The 18,071-nt window shown below is 64.5% G+C and carries 17 protein-coding genes; 10 read left to right on the forward strand and 7 right to left on the reverse strand.

Annotated elements, in window-relative coordinates:
- Nucleotides 1–2: 2 nt before the first annotated feature.
- The 3 genes from trpC (at nt 3) to BJG93_RS14605 (ending at nt 2,386) form a co-directional block, all read left to right on the forward strand.
- The gene (trpC, locus tag BJG93_RS14595; RefSeq protein WP_027198968.1) at nt 3–788 is read left to right on the forward strand and encodes an indole-3-glycerol phosphate synthase TrpC; all 786 of its coding nucleotides are present in this window, start codon (nt 3–5) and stop codon (nt 786–788) included.
- Between the two features lie 53 nt (nt 789–841).
- On the forward strand, nt 842–1,468 hold the full coding sequence (locus tag BJG93_RS14600) for a CYTH domain-containing protein (RefSeq protein WP_027198969.1): 627 nt from the start codon (nt 842–844) through the stop codon (nt 1,466–1,468).
- A gap of 96 nt (nt 1,469–1,564) precedes the next feature.
- Entirely contained in the window at nt 1,565–2,386 is an 822-nt protein-coding gene (locus BJG93_RS14605) for a uracil-DNA glycosylase (RefSeq protein ID WP_027198970.1), read from the forward strand.
- Between the two features lie 126 nt (nt 2,387–2,512).
- Here the strand turns inward: BJG93_RS14605 and BJG93_RS14610 are convergent, their stop codons facing one another.
- From BJG93_RS14610 to BJG93_RS14625, 4 genes are all read right to left on the reverse strand, one after another.
- Entirely contained in the window at nt 2,513–3,109 is a 597-nt protein-coding gene (locus tag BJG93_RS14610; RefSeq protein WP_027198971.1) for an FMN-dependent NADH-azoreductase, read from the reverse strand.
- A 190-nt stretch (nt 3,110–3,299) separates the two neighbouring features.
- Nucleotides 3,300–5,090: a M61 family metallopeptidase gene (locus BJG93_RS14615; protein ID WP_027198972.1), complete on the reverse strand. Its 1,791-nt coding sequence runs from the start codon at nt 5,088–5,090 to the stop codon at nt 3,300–3,302.
- Nucleotides 5,091–5,235: 145 nt separating this feature from the next.
- Nucleotides 5,236–5,961 carry a DsbC family protein gene (locus BJG93_RS14620; protein ID WP_027198973.1) on the reverse strand — a complete coding sequence of 242 codons (726 nt, stop codon included), beginning with the start codon at nt 5,959–5,961 and terminating at the stop codon, nt 5,236–5,238.
- 165 nt (nt 5,962–6,126) lie between these two features.
- Nucleotides 6,127–7,299 carry a UbiH/UbiF family hydroxylase gene (locus BJG93_RS14625; protein WP_027198974.1) on the reverse strand — a complete coding sequence of 391 codons (1,173 nt, stop codon included), beginning with the start codon at nt 7,297–7,299 and terminating at the stop codon, nt 6,127–6,129.
- Nucleotides 7,300–7,631: 332 nt separating this feature from the next.
- On the opposite strand from BJG93_RS14625, the gene ychF reads away from it, so the two are divergent.
- Nucleotides 7,632–8,726: a redox-regulated ATPase YchF gene (gene ychF / locus BJG93_RS14630; protein WP_027198975.1), complete on the forward strand. Its 1,095-nt coding sequence runs from the start codon at nt 7,632–7,634 to the stop codon at nt 8,724–8,726.
- A 133-nt stretch (nt 8,727–8,859) separates the two neighbouring features.
- On the opposite strand, the gene BJG93_RS14635 is transcribed toward ychF, so the two are convergent.
- On the reverse strand, nt 8,860–9,336 hold the full coding sequence (locus tag BJG93_RS14635) for a hypothetical protein (protein WP_027198976.1): 477 nt from the start codon (nt 9,334–9,336) through the stop codon (nt 8,860–8,862).
- A complete protein-coding gene (locus tag BJG93_RS14640; RefSeq protein WP_322786953.1) occupies nt 9,333–9,716 on the reverse strand; it encodes a tlde1 domain-containing protein in 384 nt (127 codons plus the stop codon). Before BJG93_RS14640 ends, BJG93_RS14635 begins: the two co-directional genes overlap by 4 nt.
- 258 nt (nt 9,717–9,974) lie before the next feature.
- On the opposite strand from BJG93_RS14640, the gene ugpB reads away from it, so the two are divergent.
- The 6 genes from ugpB to BJG93_RS14670 all read left to right on the forward strand — a co-directional run bounded on the left by ugpB (nt 9,975) and on the right by BJG93_RS14670 (nt 17,416).
- Nucleotides 9,975–11,300 (forward strand): sn-glycerol-3-phosphate ABC transporter substrate-binding protein UgpB, encoded by a 1,326-nt coding sequence (ugpB, locus tag BJG93_RS14645; RefSeq protein ID WP_027198977.1) that lies wholly within the window; start codon nt 9,975–9,977, stop codon nt 11,298–11,300.
- Nucleotides 11,301–11,372: 72 nt separating this feature from the next.
- Entirely contained in the window at nt 11,373–12,257 is an 885-nt protein-coding gene (gene ugpA, locus BJG93_RS14650) for a sn-glycerol-3-phosphate ABC transporter permease UgpA (protein ID WP_027198978.1), read from the forward strand.
- Nucleotides 12,254–13,099, forward strand: a complete 846-nt coding sequence (gene ugpE / locus BJG93_RS14655; protein WP_027198979.1) for a sn-glycerol-3-phosphate ABC transporter permease UgpE — start codon at nt 12,254–12,256, stop codon at nt 13,097–13,099. The genes ugpA and ugpE overlap by 4 nt, the downstream gene beginning before the upstream one ends.
- A 50-nt stretch (nt 13,100–13,149) precedes the next feature.
- Nucleotides 13,150–14,238: a sn-glycerol-3-phosphate import ATP-binding protein UgpC gene (locus BJG93_RS14660; protein ID WP_027198980.1), complete on the forward strand. Its 1,089-nt coding sequence runs from the start codon at nt 13,150–13,152 to the stop codon at nt 14,236–14,238.
- Nucleotides 14,239–14,472: 234 nt separating this feature from the next.
- Nucleotides 14,473–16,137 (forward strand): energy-dependent translational throttle protein EttA, encoded by a 1,665-nt coding sequence (gene ettA, locus BJG93_RS14665; RefSeq protein WP_027198981.1) that lies wholly within the window; start codon nt 14,473–14,475, stop codon nt 16,135–16,137.
- Between the two features lie 154 nt (nt 16,138–16,291).
- On the forward strand, nt 16,292–17,416 hold the full coding sequence (locus BJG93_RS14670; protein WP_027198982.1) for a DUF748 domain-containing protein: 1,125 nt from the start codon (nt 16,292–16,294) through the stop codon (nt 17,414–17,416).
- Nucleotides 17,417–17,424: 8 nt separating this feature from the next.
- Here BJG93_RS14670 and BJG93_RS14675 read toward each other — a convergent pair whose 3' ends face one another.
- A complete protein-coding gene (locus tag BJG93_RS14675; RefSeq protein ID WP_027198983.1) occupies nt 17,425–18,048 on the reverse strand; it encodes an HAD family hydrolase in 624 nt (207 codons plus the stop codon).
- Nucleotides 18,049–18,071: the final 23 nt, after the last annotated feature.

Consider the following 18,071-nt stretch of genomic DNA (forward strand, 5'->3'; position numbering starts at 1 on the left):
TTATGAGCGACATCCTCGACCGCATCATCGCGGTCAAACGTGAAGAAGTCCGGGCGGCCGAACAAAGCGTGCCGCTCGAAGAACTGCGGCTCGAAGCGTCGTCGCGTGATATCCGCGACTTCGTCGCCGCGTTGCGCGGCAAGCATACGGCGGGTCTCGCCGCGGTGATCGCCGAAGTGAAGAAGGCGAGCCCATCGAAGGGCGTGCTGCGCGAGCACTTCGCGCCGGCCGACATCGCGCGTTCGTACGAGAAGCACGGCGCGGCGTGTCTGTCCGTGCTGACCGACGTGCAGTTCTTCCAGGGCAGTGTCGCCTATCTGCAGCAAGCACGCGAAGCGTGCCAGCTGCCGGTGCTGCGCAAGGACTTCATCGTCGATCCGTATCAAGTCGTCGAAGCACGCGCGATGGGCGCCGACGCGATCCTGCTGATCGCCGCCGCGCTCGACACCGCGCAGATGCAGGACCTCGAGGCACTCGCGCATTCGCTCGGTCTCGCGGTGCTCGTCGAAGTGCATGACAGCGATGAACTCAACGAAGCGCTGACGCTGAAGACGCCGCTGATCGGCATCAACAACCGCAATCTGCGCACGTTCGACACCTCGCTCGACACGACGCTCGGCATGCTCGACGCGATTCCCGACGATCGCATCGTCGTGACCGAGTCGGGCATCCTGTCGCGCGACGCCGTCGAGCGCATGCGCGCGCGCAACGTGCATACGTTTCTCGTCGGCGAGGCGTTCATGCGCGCGAACGAGCCGGGCGTGGAACTCGCGCGGATGTTTTTCTGAGCGCCATATCGACGTATCGGCGCGAATCACCACGCGCAACAAGGAATCACATCATGGGCATGGAACGCGAAATCAAGCTCGCGCTGCCGGCTTCGCAGGTGCAGGCGGCGACGCGGTGGTTCGTCGCACGCGCCGGCCACGACGGACATGCGATCAAGCTCGTGAACATTTACTTCGACACGCCGCAGTTGACGCTGGCGTCGTCGAAAAGCGCGCTGCGCCTGCGGCAGACGCCGGACGGCTGGCTGCAGACCTTCAAGACGCTCGGTCACGCGACGAACGGTTTGCATAGCCGGCACGAATGGGAATTGCCGGTCGCGGACGCGAAGCTCGATATCGACGCGTTGCTGAGCGCTTGCGACGAACCCGCCGCCGCGGACGCTTTGAAACAGGCCGCGCCGACGCTGATCGCGCTGTTCCGCACGAATTTCACGCGCACGCTATGGCTACTCGACACCGATGGCGCGCAGATCGAAGCGGCGATCGATCAGGGCGACGTGCTTGCCGAAGTCGACGGTGAAGCGCGGCGCGCGCCGATCTCGGAGATCGAGCTCGAGCTGAAGGCGGGCGACGAAGCGGCGCTTCACACGTTCGCCGCCGAACTCGGCAAACGGATTGCCGGCCTCGCGCCGGACGACATCAGCAAAGCGCAGCGCGGGTATCGGTTGCGCGCGGGTTGAGCGCGGGTTGGGCGTGCCCGCGCGAGACCGCGGCGCCTGATGCCCTCGCGCTGCGCAACTTGAGCTAGCCAGCGTTTGCTGCGACACTTCCCCGCCATGACCACCGCTTCCCGTACCCGCTCCAGTTCGCCGCAGGCATCGTTGTTCGGCGATGCCGCGCCGGTCGACGCCGAAGCCTCGGCCGACACGGCCGCCGCCCCGCCCACGCTCGAAGCGCAATTCGCCGCGCTGCCGGCGGCGTGGCGCGCGCACCTGAAACCCTTCATCGACAGCGATACCTACGCGCCGCTGTGCCGCTTCGTCGACGGAGAGCGTGCGGCCGGCAAAACCATCTACCCGGCCGACGTGTTCCGCGCATTGCGCCTGACGAGCCCCGACGACGTGAAAGTCGTGATCCTCGGCCAGGACCCGTACCACGGTGAAGATCGGGGCACGCCGCAGGCGCACGGTCTCGCGTTTTCGGTCGCGCCGCACGTGCGGCCGCCGCCTTCGCTGCGCAACGTCTTCAAGGAAATCGCCGCGAGTCTCGGTCACGAAACGCCGCAGCACGGTTGTCTCGACAGCTGGGCCAAACAGGGCGTGCTATTGCTGAACACCGTGCTGACCGTCGAGCGCGACAGCGCCGCGAGTCACGCGAAACGCGGCTGGGAGAAATGCACGGACACGCTGATCCACGAACTCGCGACGCGGCATCAGCATCTCGTGTTCATGCTGTGGGGCGCGCATGCGCAGGCAAAGCGCGCGCTGCTCGACGGCAAGTCGCACTGCGTGCTGGAGGCGCCGCATCCGTCGCCGCTGTCCGCACATCGCGGCTTTCTCGGTTGCGGGCATTTCGCGAAGGCAAACGAATATCTGCTGCAGCACGGCCGGCAGCCGATCGACTGGCGTCTGCCGGACGACGCGCAAATGCTTGCGTGACAGCGTCGTCGCCGGAACATTGCGACATGCAACAAAAACGCCACGGAGGGCGAAGCCATCCGCGGCGTTTTTCTTTTCACCGCTTGCGCCGCATCGAAGCAGCGCAACGCGGTCCAACGAACCCGCTCAGACCGCGGCGATCGCTTCGCGCGCCGAGCTCAGCGCGGCGTTGGCGGCGTCCGGGCCCATGTTCAGCCCTTCGGCGTAGATGAAATTCACGTCGGTCATGCCGAGGAAGCCGAGGAAGCTCTTCAGATACGGCGTCTGGCTATCGTTCGGCGTGCCGAGATACTTGCCGCCGCGCGCCGATACGACGTACACCTTCTTGCCCGTCACGAGGCCTTCCGGACCGTTCGCGGTGTAACGGAACGTGATGCCCGCACGCGCGATGAAGTCGAAGTACGTCTTCAGTTGCGACGAAATGCCGAAGTTGTACATCGGCGCGCCGATCACGATGACGTCGGCGGCTTGCAGTTCGGCGACCAGCGCGTCACTGCGCGCGGCGATCGCGGCCTGTTCCGGCGTGCGCTGGTCGGCCGGCGTGAAGAACGCGCCGAGCACGGCGTCGTCGAGGTGCGGCAGCGGCTCCGCTTGCAGATTACGGACGACGACTTGCGCGCCCGGATTCGACTGTTGCAGCTTCGCGGTCAGCTCGTTGACGAGAAGCGTCGAGTTCGCGCCTTGCGAACGGGCTGCCGAGTTGATTTGCAGGATCGTGGTCATGGTTGACTCCAGTAGGGGCGCGCAGTGTCGCGCGAGTGGAGTCATTGTGTTTTTTTACCGGCCGGCGAAAAAGCCGTGCCGCGGCGACGGATTGTTGCATGGGTAGGACAATCCACCGCCGTCGTCCGCCGATTGATGGCGCGACGGGCGACGATCGTGGGCCGCCCGATGCGGCCCACCACCGCGCCGATCACTGCGCCAGCCAGCGCTTGCGGGCTTTGCGCGCGGCGGGCCGGTGATCGCTGAGCGCGAGCTTGTAGCGCGCCACTTCGGGACCGTCGAGCTTGACCTGCGTGACGCGCAGTTCGTCGCGGCGGAACGCATGCACCTCGACTTTCGCGCCCGGCTGATAGCGCGACAGCAGAGCATCGATATTCCCGCCGGTCACGCGCAGGCCATCGAGCGCGAGCAGCACGTCGCCGGCGGAGAGGCCCGCCTTCTGCGCAGCGCTGCCTTCGTGTACCGTCGCGAGCGTGCAATCCGCGCCGCCGCGAAGCCGCACGCCAAGCGACGGCTTGCCGTTCTTGTCGACGTCCGCTGCGAGCGCGACGCCGAACGGCGCGAGCAGCGCGTCGAGCGGCAGATCGCGCGTGCCACGTACGCCCTCAGCGAACAATTCGTCCAGTTGCGCGCCGCTCGCTTCCGCGAAAATCGCCTCGATCTCGCTTTCGTCGACGCCAACCGGCTGGCCTCGGTAAAAGTCACGGCCAAAGCGCTTCCACAGCAGACGCATGACGTCGTCGAGCGATTTCCGGTTGCCGGTCTGCGCGCGGATCGTCAGATCGAAGGCGAGCGCGATCAGCGAGCCCTTCGTGTAATAGCTGACGATCGCGTTCGGCGCGTTCTCGTCTTGCCGATAGTATTTGACCCACGCATCGAACGAGCTCTCGGCGACGCTCTGCTTCAGACGCCCACTGCCGCGCTGCACGCCGCCAATCACTTTGCCGAGCAGGCCGAAGTAGTCGTCGAGCGAGATCACGCCGCTGCGGACGAGCATCAGGTCATCGTAGTACGACGTGAAACCCTCGAACAGCCATAGCATCGACGTGTAGTTTTCGACGCCGAGGTCATACGGCGCGAACACGGCCGGCTTGATGCGCTTCACGTTCCACGTGTGGAAATACTCGTGGCTGCACAGACCGAGATAAGTCCGGTAGCCCTCGCTCATCGCTTCGCGGCCCTGCACCGGCAGGTCGGCGCGATTGCAGATGAGCGCGGTCGACGCGCGATGCTCGAGCCCGCCGTAACCGTCGGTGACGGCCTGCGTCATGAATACATAGCGCTCGACCGGTGCCTTTTTCGACTTCGGTTCGAACAACGCGATCTGCGCCTCGCAGATGCGCTTCAGGTCTTTGCACAGACGGTCCATGTCGAGCCCGATCACGCGACCTCCGATCACGACGTCGTGCGGCACGCCGTGCGCGTTGAACGTCGCGAGCGCGAATTCGCCGAGCGTCACCGGATGGTCGATCAGTTCGTCGTAGTTCTGCGCGCGATACTCGCCGAAACTGTAGCGCTTCGTGCCGCGCGCTTCCGGCAGCGCGGTCGCGACGCGCCAGCCGCGATACGCGGCGCCCTGCGGCTTCTGGATATCGACTACGCATTGCGCGTCTTCATGGCCGAGCGGCGACAGAAACACGCTCGTGCCGTTGAAAAAGCCGATCGTGTCGTCCAGATGCGCGGCGCGCACCGACATGTCCCATGCGTACACCTCGTAGTGCAGCGTCAAGGCTCCCTTGACCGGCGCGGCCTGCCACGTGTGCTTGTCGATCTTCTCGACGCGCACCTTGCGGCCCGCGTCGTTCACCGCGCGCAGCGTGACGATGTTGCGCGCGAACTCGCGCACCATGTAGCTGCCCGGAATCCACACCGGCAGCATGAAACGCTGACCGGCCGGATCGGGATCGGCGACGGTCACAGTGACTTGGAACAGGTGGGCGGCGGGGTGACTGGGAACGATGGTGTAGCGGATCGGCTTCATCGGCGGCGCTTGGGAGTGTCAGGAGAGTGAGGCGAGGAAGTTCGGGGCTCGATGCGAAAGAAGGCGCTGCGTGCGCCTCCTTTCATTCGAACGTTGCATCCGTCGCGCGCCCGCGGCGTGCGTGATGCTGCGTGCAGCGCGCGGTTCAGCGCACTGCCGCCAGTTCCTTATCGAGCCGGTCGGCCGGTACAGCGCCGGGCAGGCGTCGGCCGTCGGCGAGGAACACGGTCGGCGTGCCCTCGACGTTCATCGACCGGCCGAGCGTGAGGTTTTTGTCGATCGCAGCGGTGTCGCAGGTGGCGGCGGCGGTCGGCGCCTGACGGTCCTGCATCCACGATTCCCACGCTTTCGCGCGATCGGCCGAGCACCAGATCGACTTCGACTTGGCCGTCGAGTCCGGCGATAGCACCGGGTACAGGAACGTGTAGACCGTCACGTTGTCGATCGACAGCAGCGTCTTTTCGAGCTGCTTGCAGTATGGGCAGTTCGGGTCGGAGAACACCGCGATCTTGCGCGCGCCGTTGCCGCGCACGACCTTCACCGCGTTGCCGAACGGCAGGCTCGCGAAGTCGATGCGGTTGGTTTCCGACAGGCGTGCTTCGGTCAGATTCTTGCGCGTCTTCGATTCCACCAGGTCGCCGAGCATCAGATAGTCGCCGCTCGCATCGCTGTAGACGATCTGCGTGCCGAGATTGATTTCGTACAGGCCTGCGATCGGCGTCTTCGACACGCTCTTGATCGTCACGTCGGAAAGACGCGTTTGCAGGGTAGCTTTGAGCTTGTCGGTGGCTTGATCGGCCTGTGCCGAGCAGCCGAGCGTGGCGGCAGCGATCGCGAGCCCGGCGGCGGCGAGTCGGAAGGTCTTTTTCATGCTGGAGTCCTGGGTTCAGTCGCGCACCGTGCGCGTTTCTTACGCTCAATCAGGTTCGATCGGGGTTGGATAGAGGCCGGATCGCAGCGCGTCGATCCGGTCATGATACCCGTCCCGGGCGACCGCGAGCGGCCATCGGCTATCCAAGCGGCGCCTCGTTGCGGTTTAGCCGAGCGCGGCCGACACGAGCCAGCGCTTGACGAATGGCTGCGCGCCGACGAATGCCATCCCGGTATTGCGCACGGCGCGCGCGAGCGGACCGGGCACCGAGAACAGTTTCTGCAGCCCGTCAGTGGCGATCATCAGCGAGCGGATGTCTTCGCGGCGCGCGCGTTCGTAGCGACGCAGCAGGACCATGTCCCCGAGATCGCGGAATGACTCCTTGCCGCCGATCGTGCTAGCAAGCGCGGCGACGTCGCGCAAGCCCAGGTTCATGCCCTGCCCTGCGAGCGGGTGGATCAGATGCGCGGCATCGCCGACCAGCGCGACGCGCGGCGCGACCAGCCGGTCCACGGTCTGCAACGCGAGCGGGAAGCCTTGCGCGGGTGTCACGCAGTCGAGCGCGCCGAATTGCTCACCGCTCACGTGCTCGACTTCGGCGGCGAGCCGCTCGGGATCGAGCGCGAGCAACTGCTCGGCGTGTTCGGTGCGGGCCGACCAGACCAGCGACACGTGCCCGTCGGGCATCGGCAGCAACGCGATGATCTCGCCGTCGCGGAACCACTGATACGCGGTTTCCCCGTGCGGCTTCGCGGCTTTGAAATTGGCGACCACGCCGATCTGTCTGTAGTCGCGACGCACCATCTTCGAGCCGATCTGCGCGCGCACCCACGAGTGAGCGCCGTCCGCGCCGACTACCAGATCGGCTTCGAGGACGCTGCCGTTCGCGAGGCCGACGCTCGCGCTGTCGACAGAAAAATCGAGCGCCTGTGCGCGCGTGTCGATCCACGTGAGGTTCGGCTGGAAGCGCAGCGCTGCATCGAGTGCGCGCTCGATCACCGATGACTCGACGATCCACGCTAGTTGCGGCACCGATGCCTGAAACGCGGAGAAATGCAGCTCGGCGTGCGCATCGCCGTAGACGCGCATGTCGTAGACGGGCCCGAGCCGCGTGTGATCGAGCGCCTGCCAGACCCGCAGCCGTTCGAGCAAGGCCTGCGAACTCGACGACAACGCATAGACGCGCGAGTCGAACACAGCACCGGCGGGCAGCGCCGCGCAAGGCTGCGCAAGCAGTGCGACGCGCAACCCGCCTTGCGTGAGCGCGAGCGCCGCGGTCTTGCCGACGAGCCCGCCGCCGATCACGGCGGCATCAAAGGTCTGGTGGTGTGCGTTCATGCGCGCATTATAGCCGCGGGGGGTGCGGGGGACGGATCGATGGGCGCGGCATTTCGGGCTCTGTAAACGGGGCGCTTCACGCTTTAGCGGTCACGCGCAGTTGCCGGAAGCGCGTTGCGGCGCGGCACGAATGCGCCCGCCGGTCCGCGCGGGCGAACGGGTTACAATTGCGCTTTCCGTGAAAACTCGCACCGATCGTCGAGCCAACGCCCCGATTCGGTGACTTGTCCGCTCCGCTGAGCCTGCCGCGCCCCGCCCTGCGCGAAGGCTTTCCGACTCCGTGCGCAGCGTCGAGCGCATCACGCAACCTACTGATTCACTGAAGGATTTCCATGAGCCTCAAATGCGGCATCGTCGGCCTGCCCAACGTCGGCAAGTCCACCCTGTTCAATGCGCTGACCAAGGCGGGCATCGCCGCCGAAAACTATCCGTTCTGCACGATCGAGCCGAACGTCGGCATCGTCGAGGTGCCGGACGCGCGTCTGAAGGCGCTTGCCGAAATCGTCAAGCCCGAGCGCATCCTGCCGGCCGTCGTCGAGTTCGTCGACATTGCTGGACTGGTGGCCGGCGCGAGCAAGGGCGAAGGCCTCGGCAACCAGTTCCTCGCCAACATCCGCGAAACCGACGCGATCACGCACGTCGTGCGCTGCTTCGAGGACGACAACGTAATTCACGTCGCGAACAAGATCGATCCGCTGTCGGACATCGAGGTGATCAACACCGAACTCGCGCTTGCCGACCTTGCCACCGTCGAGAAGGCGCTCGCGCGCTATTCCAAGGCGGCCAAGTCGGGCAACGACAAGGAAGCCGCGAAGAACGCGGCGGTGCTGGAGAAGGTCCGCGCGCAACTCGACCAGGCGAAGCCGGTCCGCGCGCTCGATCTGACCGATGAAGAACAGGCCACGCTCAAGCCGTTCTGCCTGATCACCGCCAAGCCAACGATGTACGTCGCCAACGTGAAGGAAAACGGCTTCGAGAACAACCCGCACCTCGACGCCATCACGAAGTTCGCGGCGGCTGAAGGCGCGCCGGTCGTGGCCGTGTGCGCGGCGGTCGAAGCGGAAATCGCCGACCTCGACGAAGCCGACATGGAAGTCTTCCTCGCCGATATGGGCATGCACGAGCCGGGCCTGAACCGCGTGATCCGCGCGGGCTTCAAGCTGCTCGGCCTGCAGACCTACTTCACGGCGGGCGTGAAGGAAGTGCGCGCATGGACGATCCACGTCGGCGATACGGCGCCGAAGGCGGCCGGCGCGATCCACACCGACTTCGAGCGCGGCTTCATTCGCGCGCAGACGATCAGCTTCGACGACTACATCACCTACAAGGGCGAGCAAGGCGCGAAGGAAGCCGGCAAGATGCGCGCGGAAGGCAAGGAGTACGTCGTGCATGATGGCGACGTGATGAACTTCCTGTTCAACGTGTGAGCACAAAGCAGCGCGACCTGCTGCGCGAGTCAGGCCCGCAAACCCTTCAGGGGTTGCGGGCTTTTTTTGTTTCCGGCCACGACTTGCGAGAGCCGACTGCAAAGCGCCATGCGACGACCTCCCCTGGCCTTCACTACGACTTACGTAACGCGTCGAGACAGCGAGTCTTGATCTGCCTATTTACAGTCGTCACCGCCGAAACAGCGCGCAACGCTTTGGTCTTGTAGTTTTTCGGCGCATCCTCGATAAACGGAATGCCGCACACTCGCGATATCGCCAGAATGTGGCTATCGCCTTCGACGGGGTCCACCACCTTCAACACGGCCGCGGGATTTCGCGGCAACGCATACGCAAGAGCGATTCCTAAACCTTCGGCGTTCGCGCCGTCCGCCCCTTCGGCCAGTTTCGGCGCAAGTGCGACCCAGTCCGCGCGTCCCGCCCCGATCCGGTCGAAAAGCCTGTCGACAGCGGCTTCGTCCAACGACCTGAAAAACACGTTTGCCCCTTGTCGCCCGATCGCCGCCGACACCTCAGCAGGTGTGTCGCTTTGCACGGCCGACACCGCTCCTGACGCAAAGGCCAAGATCAGTAGTACAAGGTGTTTTTTCATCGTTCGACCAGTAGACGATGGTCGCCGCTTGACCAGACTCGTTCGCGGACGGCCCGCTCCGAAATGACGATACATCCGTTCGATGCGCTACCTGGATGCCTCTTGCTGTCGCCATGTATGAAGAAGGCGTCGCGCCCAAAGGTTTGCGTTTCCGGATGAGGCGTCAACGGCATGGCGAAAGGTCCGACACGAGCGGAATGTCTTGGCGACCCAATGGTGTAGGAACCTTTCGGTATCGGTCCGACGGATCGGACCGTTTGCATGGAGTGTTTGTTTTTGCCCGCGCCGTGGCCCGAATATCCGCGAGCGACAAGGTTGCCGTTGCGGGACAGGGTTCCCGAAGCCTGGCTGTACGTCCACGTCATCTTTGACACCTTCATATCAAGTCGAGAGATCGAGCTTACGGGATTCTCCGATGGACGAATGTCAAAAGTGGTAATGGTGCGTGCAACAGTCCGATGCGGCTCCTCGCCGCCTCCCCCAGCGTCGCTCCGCGCTCACCCTAAATCCTCTTTATTTCCTTTCCCTGACAGCCAATGCTAAATTTCGGCTTCCGGCGCACCGACGCCGGAATGTCATCGAACACAAATAGAATCGCGCGTTTCGCGTCCGCGCCCTTCCGAACCGGAGACAAATCGATGAATTACAAGCCGCTGTTCCGTTCACTTTCCGTCGCCGCCGTATTGAGTATCGGCGTCAGCCAGGCGGCTCACGCCGCGACCGAAATCCAGTTCTGGCATGCAATGGAAGCTGCACTGGGCGAACGTCTGAACGACATCGCGAACGACTTCAACAAATCGCAGAGCGACTACAAGATCGTGCCCGTGTTCAAGGGCACCTACGACCAGACCCTCGCCGCCGGTATCGCCGCCTATCGCAGCGGCAACGCGCCGGCCATCCTGCAGGTCTACGAGGTCGGCACCGCGACGATGATGCAGGCGAAGAAAGCCATCGTCCCGGTGACGCAGGTATTCAAGGATGCGGGCGTGCCGCTCGATCAGAAAGCCTTCGTGCCGACCATCGCGAGTTACTACAGCGACTCGAAAACCGGCGAGCTCATCTCGATGCCGTTCAACAGCTCGACGCCGGTGCTGTACTACAACAAGGATGCGTTCAAGAAGGCCGGCCTCGACCCGAACCAGCCGCCGAAGACCTGGGCCGAACTGCACGCCGACGCGCAGAAACTGAAGTCGTCGGGCATGTCGTGCGGCTACTCGTCCGGCTGGCAGAGCTGGATTCAGCTCGAGAACTACAGCGCGTGGCATGCGGCGCCGTTTGCGTCGCGCAACAACGGCTTCGACGGCATGGACGCGAAGCTCGAATTCAACAAGCCGCTGCAGGTCGCGCACATCCAGTTCCTGCAGAACATGGCGAAGGACGGCACGTTCACCTACGTCGGCCGCAAGGACGAACCGGTGTCGAAGTTCTATAGCGGCGACTGCGGCATCATCACGAACTCGTCGGGCTCGCTCGCGACAATCAAGAAATACGCGAAGTTCAGCTTCGGCACCGGCATGATGCCGTACGACGACAGCGTGAAGGGCGCGCCGCAAAACGCGATCATCGGCGGGGCGAGCTTGTGGGTGCTGTCGGGCAAGGACCCGGCGGTCTACAAGGGGGTCGCGAAGTTCCTCGCGTATCTGGCCACGGCACCGGTCGCCGCGAAGTGGCATCAGGACACGGGCTATCTGCCGATCACGACCGCCGCGTACGATCTCACGCGCCAGCAGGGCTTCTACGACAAGAACCCCGGCAGCGACACCGCGATCCGCCAGATGCTGAACAAGCCGCCGCTGCCGTTCACGAAGGGTCTGCGTCTGGGCAACATGCCGCAGATCCGCACCGTGATCGACGAAGAACTCGAGCAGGTGTGGGCGGACAAGAAGACGCCGCAGCAAGCGCTCGATTCGTCGGTCGCGCGCGGCGACGACCTGCTGCGCCGTTTCGAAAAGGCCAGTAACTAGGCATCGACTGCTGGCAGGGTTCCGGCGCTCCCGCACCGGAACCCGTCGTTGCAGCACACTCCGGACATCCCAATGGAAAAGCGCTCTTACTTCGGCACCAGCGCGCTGCCCTACCTGCTCGTCGCGCCGCAGTTGCTCATCACGCTGGTGTTCTTTCTGTGGCCGGCAGGCGTGGCGCTCTGGCAATCGACGCAATCTCAGGACGCGTTCGGTACCTCGAGCGAGTTCGTCGGACTCGCGAACTTCAAACAGCTTTTCGCCGACCCGTTGTATCTGGCGTCGTTCAACACGACGATCGTGTTCTGCACGCTCGTCACCGTATCCGGCCTCGTGATCTCGCTGCTGCTCGCCGTCTGCGCGGACCGCGTGACGCGCGGCGCGAAGGCCTATCAAACGCTGCTGATCTGGCCGTACGCGGTCGCGCCCGCGATCGCCGCGGTGCTGTGGTCGTTCCTGTTCAACCCGAGCATCGGCCTCGTCACGTATGCGCTCGCAAAATTCGGCATCGTGTGGAATCACGCATTGAACCCCGCTCAGGCGATGTTCCTCGTCGTGCTCGCGTCGGTCTGGCAGCAGGTCAGCTATAACTTCCTGTTCTTCTATGCGGGCCTGCAGGCCATTCCGCGCTCGCTGATCGAAGCGGCCGCGATCGACGGCGCGGGTCCGGTGCGCCGCTTCTTCGGCATCGCGCTGCCGCTGTTGTCGCCGACCACGTTCTTTCTGCTGGTGATCAACATCACCTATGCGTTCTTCGACACGTTTCCCGTGATCGACGCGGCGACCGGCGGCGGCCCCGGCCAGGCCACCCGCACGCTGATCTACAAGATCTTCGCCGAAGGCTTCCAGGGGCTCGACATCGGCAGCTCGGGCGCGCAGTCGGTCGTGCTGATGATCATCGTCGTAGCGCTGACCGTCGTGCAATTCCGCTTCATCGAACGCAGGGTTCAATACTCATGATCGAGAACCGACGCGGTTTCGACCTGTTCTGTCATGCGGTGCTGATCGTCGGCGTCGCGCTGGTGGTGTTTCCGGTGTACGTGGCATTCTGCGCGGCGACGATGAGCGAGCACGAGGTGTTCACGGTGCCGCTGTCGCTCGTGCCGAGCACCCATCTGTTGGAGAACGTCGCCACGATCTGGACGCACGGCACCGGCAATGCGGCGGCGCCGTTCAATCGCATGCTGTTCAACAGCCTCGTGATGGCGCTCGCGATCGCGGTCGGCAAGATTGCCGTGTCGATGATCTCCGCGTACGCGATCGTCTACTTTCGCTTTCCGTTTCGCACGCTCGCGTTCTGGCTGATTTTCATCACGCTGATGCTGCCGGTCGAAGTGCGGATTTTCCCGACCGTGCAGGTGGTGTCGTCGATGCATCTGAGCAATACCTACACCGGTCTGACGTTGCCGCTGATCGCGTCGGCAACTGCCACGTTCCTGTTCCGCCAGTTCTTCAAGACGCTGCCGGACGAGCTGATGGAAGCCGCGCGCATCGACGGCGCGGGCGCGCTGCGCTTCTTCTGGGACGTCGTGCTGCCGCTGTCGCGGACCACGATGGCGGCGCTCTTCGTGATCACGTTCATCTACGGCTGGAACCAGTATCTGTGGCCGATCCTGATCACGAGCCAACAGTCGCTGACCACTGCGGTGATCGGCATCAAAGGGATGATCGCGTCGGGCGATACCGCGACCGAATGGCATCTGGTGATGACCGCCACGCTGCTCGCGATGCTGCCGCCGCTCGTCGTCGTGCTGACGATGCAGCGCTGGTTCGTGCGCGGCCTCGTGGATTCGGAAAAATGATCCGGTCTGGCGGACGGCGACAAGCACTCAAAAGACAAGGCTAGAACGGCATGGCTGCACTGACTCTGCATAGCGTTAAGAAAACCTACGACGGCAAACAGTTCGTGTTGCACGGTATCGACGTCGACGTCGCCGACGGCGAATTCGTCGTCATGGTCGGCCCGTCCGGCTGCGGCAAATCGACGTTGCTGCGGATGGTCGCCGGGCTCGAGCGCATCTCCGACGGCAGCATCTCGATCGCCGGCAAGGTCGTCAACGAGCTGGAGCCGAAGGACCGCAACATCGCGATGGTGTTCCAGAACTACGCGCTGTATCCGCATATGAGCGTGGCCGAGAACATGGGCTACGCGCTGAAGATCGCGGGCGTCGAGCGCGCGCAGATCGCCAGGCGCGTCGAAGCCGCCGCGCAGATTCTCGAACTCGGCGCGCTGTTGCAGCGCAAGCCGCGCGAGCTGTCGGGCGGGCAGCGGCAGCGCGTCGCGATGGGACGCGCGATCGTGCGCGAGCCGGCGGTGTTTCTGTTCGACGAGCCGCTGTCGAATCTCGACGCGCGTCTGCGCGTGCAAATGCGCCTCGAAATCCAGCGCCTGCATGCGCGACTCAAGACCACGAGCCTGTACGTCACGCACGATCAGATCGAAGCCATGACGCTGGCGCAGCGCGTGATCGTGATGCACAAGGGCTACGCCGAACAGATCGGCGCGCCGACGGAAGTGTACGAGCGGCCGGCCACGATGTTCGTCGCGAGCTTCATCGGCTCGCCGGGGATGAACCTGCTCGAAGGCCGTGTTTCGGACGACGGCTCGACCTTCGACGTCGCCGGCAACGGCCCGAAGCTGCCGCTCGCGGGGGTGCCGTCGATCGGCCGCGAAGTCGCGACAGGCCGCGAATGGAGGCTCGGCATCCGCCCCGAGCACCTGAGCCCGGGCACGGCCAACGCACCGCACGCGACGCTGAGCGTCGACTCCTGCGAACTGCTCGGCGCGGACAATCTCGCGCATGGCCGCTGGGGTAAGCACGACGTGACCGTGCGGTTGCCGCATGCGCATCGTCCGGCGGCGGGCGAAGCGCTGCAGATCGCGCTGCCCGCGCAGCATCTGCACTTCTTCGATCCGGCGACGGGACAGCGCGCGAACTGAGACGCCCGCCGGAGTGCCGCGACGGCGGCCCGCCGCCCGGAACGCCCCTGCCGCCCGCCCCCCGCCCCGAAGTACAATGCCACCTGAACCACACGCCGGGCGCGGCAGCGTCGTCGAATCCGACGCCGCGCCGGCCGGCGCCGGGCGTTCCACCCGCCCCTCACACCGATTACCCATTCACCCCCGACTGCCCGCCCGCACGCGGCCGGCGTCGTCAACGTCTACTGCAAGCAAATGGCCCAATACGTTTTCACCATGAACCGGGTCGGCAAGATCGTGCCGCCCAAGCGCCAGATCCTGAAAGACATTTCGCTATCGTTCTTCCCCGGCGCGAAGATCGGCCTGCTCGGCCTGAACGGCTCGGGCAAGTCGACACTGATCCGCATCATGGCGGGTGTGGACACCGAGATCGAAGGCGAGGCGACACCGATGCCGAACCTGAACATCGGCTATCTGCCGCAGGAGCCGCAACTCGATCCGCAGAAAACCGTGCGTGAAGCGGTCGAGGAAGGCCTCGGCGACGTGTTCAACGCGCAGAAGAAGCTCGACGAAATCTACGCGGCCTACGCCGAGCCGGACGCCGACTTCGACGCACTGGCCGCCGAGCAGGCGAAGTACGAAGCGATCCTCGCAACGACCGACGGCAGCGCCGAGCAGCAGATCGAAATCGCCGCCGACGCGCTGCGCCTGCCGGCGTGGGACGCGAAGATCGAGCATCTGTCGGGCGGTGAAAAGCGCCGCGTGGCGCTCTGCAAGCTGCTGCTCCAAAAGCCGGACATGCTGCTGCTCGACGAGCCGACCAACCACCTCGACGCCGAATCGGTCGAATGGCTCGAGCAGTTCCTGACACGTTTTCCGGGTACCGTGGTCGCCGTCACGCACGATCGCTACTTCCTCGACAACGCCGCCGAGTGGATTCTCGAACTCGACCGCGGTCATGGCATCCCGTGGAAGGGCAACTACAGCAGCTGGCTCGATCAGAAGGAAGAGCGCCTGAAGCAGGAAGAAGCGTCGGAGTCGGCGCGCCAGAAAGCGATCAAGAAGGAACTCGAGTGGGTGCGCCAGAACCCGAAGGGACGCCAGGCGAAGTCGAAGGCGCGTATCGCCCGCTTCGAGGAACTGAACAGCCAGGACTACCAGAAGCGCAACGAAACGCAGGAAATCTTCATTCCGGTCGGCGACCGTCTCGGCAACGAAGTGATCGAGTTCAAGAACGTCAGCAAGTCGTATGGCGATCGCCTGCTGCTCGATAACGTCAGCTTCAAGATTCCGGCCGGTGCGATCGTCGGCATCATCGGTCCGAACGGCGCAGGCAAGTCGACGCTGTTCCGGATGCTGACCGGTCGCGAGCAACCCGATTCGGGCGAAATCGTGCAGGGCCCGACCGTCAAGCTCGCTTACGTCGATCAGAGCCGCGAAGCGCTCGAAGGCACCAAGACCGTGTTCGAGGAAATCTCGGGTGGCGCGGACGTGCTGACGGTCGGCAGGTACGAAACGCCGTCGCGCGCATATATCGGCCGCTTCAACTTCAAGGGCGGCGACCAGCAGAAGATCGTCGGCAATCTGTCCGGCGGCGAGCGCGGTCGTCTGCATCTGGCGAAGACGCTGATCGCGGGCGGCAACGTGCTGCTGCTCGACGAACCGTCGAACGACCTCGACGTCGAAACGCTGCGCGCGCTCGAAGACGCGCTGCTCGAATTCGCGGGCTCGGTCCTCGTGATCTCGCACGATCGCTGGTTCCTCGATCGTATCGCGACGCATATCCTCGCGTTCGAAGGCGACTCGCAAGTCACGTTCTTCGACGGCAATTACCAGGAATACGAAGCGGACAAGCGCGCGCGTCTCGGCGAGGAAGGCGCTCGGCCGAAGCGTCTGCGCTACAAGCCGATCTCGCGCTAACAGGCAGCGAACGACGGCCCGTCTGACGCAATGCGGACGGGCCGCGGGGCATGCGCGTTGCTCGCCACTGCATGGCGGACGCGCGCGTGAAAGCCCCGCACACGCGACGGGCGGTCAACCCAACGCCGCGCAACCCGGTGACGAGGAGACAAGCATGGCGATGTCGAAGGGCAGGCGCTGGGTCGTCGTCGTGGGCGGAACGCTATTGGCGTTGTTGCTGATCGCGATCGGCGCGATGCAATTCGCGCAACAGGAAGTCAAGAATCGCGTCAGCGCGGTGCTCGGGCCGCTCGGCAGTGCCGAGCGCATCGATGTCGGCCTCACCTCGGTTCACCTTACCCACGTTCTGCTGAAAGCGCCGCCCGGCTGGCCGGCGGGCGAACCGCTACGCGCCGACGAAATCACGATCACCCCCGACGTGCGCGACCTGATCGCGCGGCGTATGCATATCCGCGAGATCGTCGTGCGTGGCTTCGACATGGCCGTGCTACGCACCAGCAACGGCTCGCTGAACCTGCTGCCGAATCTGCGCGAATCGCTGAACCGTGGCAATCAGTCGGGCGGCACCGGCGCGGCAGCGCCGATCCCGCGCGAAAAGCGGGTCGACCATATCCGCTTCGAGCAAGGCAACTTCCATTTCTACGACATGACGGTCGGGCCGCCACCGTTCAAGGTGACGGTCAGCAACGCGACCGCGAGCGTCGACAATCTGCATTTGCCGTCGCTTACCGAGCCGACCAACGTCAGCGTTCGCGGCTCGCTGAAGGGTCCGGCGCATACGGGCACGGTGACGTTCGACGGCTGGATCAAGATCGCCAGCCGCGATTCGCAGACGACGAGCACGCTGCGCGGCGTCGATATCGCGATGCTCGATCCGTATCTGCTGAAAAAGGCCGGCGCGCGCGCACAGGTGACGGGCGGCACGGTCGACCTGACGATCGAATCGACGGTGCGCAACTATCATCTGCGCGCACCCGGCACGGTGACGGTCCACCATCTGCAACTCGCCGAATCCGACAATCCGCTCGAGACGTTCATGTCGATTCCGACCCGCGCCGCCGTCGCCGCGCTGCGCACGCACAACGGCGACATCACGCTGCATTTCGTGCTCGACGGCGATCTGCGCGATCCGAAGTTCTCGGTGCGCGAAGGGATCCTCACGCGCATCGGTGCGGGGTTTGCGCAGGCGCTCGGGGTCAGCGTCGAAGGCGTCGCAAAGGGCGCGGGCGAGACCGTGAAGGGTCTCGGCAATGCGTTGAAGAATCTGTTGGGACAGTAGCGGTCAGCTCAAACCGGCAAGCCCAGCTTGCGCAGCTTCGTCTCGGTTTGCGCGGCGCTCGTGTGATGCACGCCGTGCCAGCCGAGCGCCGTCGCGGCTTCGGCGTTCTTCGCGTTGTCGTCGATGAAGACGAGTTCGGCCGGTTCGACACCGGGTATCTGCAACTCGATGCGCCGGCGCATTTCCGCGAAGATCGCCGGGTCGGGCTTCACGAGCTTCACGCGCCCCGACACGACGATGTCCCGAAACCGCCTCAGCACCGGATAGTGCTCCCACGCATACGGGAAAGTCTCGTGCGACCAGTTGGTGAGCCCAAAGAGCGGCACCTCGGCCGCTTCGAGTTTTTCCATCAGCGCGATGCCGTCGTCGAGCACGCCGGCCACCATCTCGTGCCAGCGCTCATAGAACGCGCGGATCAGCGGCTCGTGATCGGGAAACCGCGCGATCAGCTCGTCGGTGGCTTCGACGATCGGCTGGCCGCCGTCCTGGCGGACCACCCAGTCCATCGAGCAAACGTGCGTGAGGAACCAGCGGCGCTCGACGTCGTCGGGAATCAACTCGCGGTACAGGTACTCGGGACTCCAGTCGATCAGCACGCCGCCGAAATCGAACACCACTGCCTTGATCGCCATGCCTCACGCTCCGTTTGCAAGGT

It is taken from the genome of Paraburkholderia sprentiae WSM5005 (genome assembly GCF_001865575.2).
GTDB classification, from domain to species: domain Bacteria; phylum Pseudomonadota; class Gammaproteobacteria; order Burkholderiales; family Burkholderiaceae; genus Paraburkholderia; species Paraburkholderia sprentiae.

What these genes read in the sequence shown, in the direction of transcription:
- BJG93_RS14610 (WP_027198971.1), bottom strand. Translation starts at nt 3,109, where the DNA reads ATGACCACGATCCTGCAAATCAACTCGGCAGCCCGTTCGCAAGGCGCG.
- BJG93_RS14620 (WP_027198973.1), bottom strand. Translation starts at nt 5,961, where the DNA reads ATGAAAAAGACCTTCCGACTCGCCGCCGCCGGGCTCGCGATCGCTGCC.
- BJG93_RS14635 (WP_027198976.1), bottom strand. Translation starts at nt 9,336, where the DNA reads ATGAAAAAACACCTTGTACTACTGATCTTGGCCTTTGCGTCAGGAGCG.
- BJG93_RS14615 (WP_027198972.1), bottom strand. Translation starts at nt 5,090, where the DNA reads ATGAAGCCGATCCGCTACACCATCGTTCCCAGTCACCCCGCCGCCCAC.
- BJG93_RS14670 (WP_027198982.1), top strand. Translation starts at nt 16,292, where the DNA reads ATGGCGATGTCGAAGGGCAGGCGCTGGGTCGTCGTCGTGGGCGGAACG.
- ugpA (WP_027198978.1), top strand. Translation starts at nt 11,373, where the DNA reads ATGGAAAAGCGCTCTTACTTCGGCACCAGCGCGCTGCCCTACCTGCTC.
- trpC (WP_027198968.1), top strand. Translation starts at nt 3, where the DNA reads ATGAGCGACATCCTCGACCGCATCATCGCGGTCAAACGTGAAGAAGTC.
- BJG93_RS14605 (WP_027198970.1), top strand. Translation starts at nt 1,565, where the DNA reads ATGACCACCGCTTCCCGTACCCGCTCCAGTTCGCCGCAGGCATCGTTG.
- BJG93_RS14600 (WP_027198969.1), top strand. Translation starts at nt 842, where the DNA reads ATGGGCATGGAACGCGAAATCAAGCTCGCGCTGCCGGCTTCGCAGGTG.
- ugpB (WP_027198977.1), top strand. Translation starts at nt 9,975, where the DNA reads ATGAATTACAAGCCGCTGTTCCGTTCACTTTCCGTCGCCGCCGTATTG.
- BJG93_RS14640 (WP_322786953.1), bottom strand. Translation starts at nt 9,716, where the DNA reads ATGAAGGTGTCAAAGATGACGTGGACGTACAGCCAGGCTTCGGGAACC.
- ychF (WP_027198975.1), top strand. Translation starts at nt 7,632, where the DNA reads ATGAGCCTCAAATGCGGCATCGTCGGCCTGCCCAACGTCGGCAAGTCC.
- ettA (WP_027198981.1), top strand. Translation starts at nt 14,473, where the DNA reads ATGGCCCAATACGTTTTCACCATGAACCGGGTCGGCAAGATCGTGCCG.
- BJG93_RS14625 (WP_027198974.1), bottom strand. Translation starts at nt 7,299, where the DNA reads ATGAACGCACACCACCAGACCTTTGATGCCGCCGTGATCGGCGGCGGG.
- ugpE (WP_027198979.1), top strand. Translation starts at nt 12,254, where the DNA reads ATGATCGAGAACCGACGCGGTTTCGACCTGTTCTGTCATGCGGTGCTG.
- BJG93_RS14660 (WP_027198980.1), top strand. Translation starts at nt 13,150, where the DNA reads ATGGCTGCACTGACTCTGCATAGCGTTAAGAAAACCTACGACGGCAAA.
- BJG93_RS14675 (WP_027198983.1), bottom strand. Translation starts at nt 18,048, where the DNA reads ATGGCGATCAAGGCAGTGGTGTTCGATTTCGGCGGCGTGCTGATCGAC.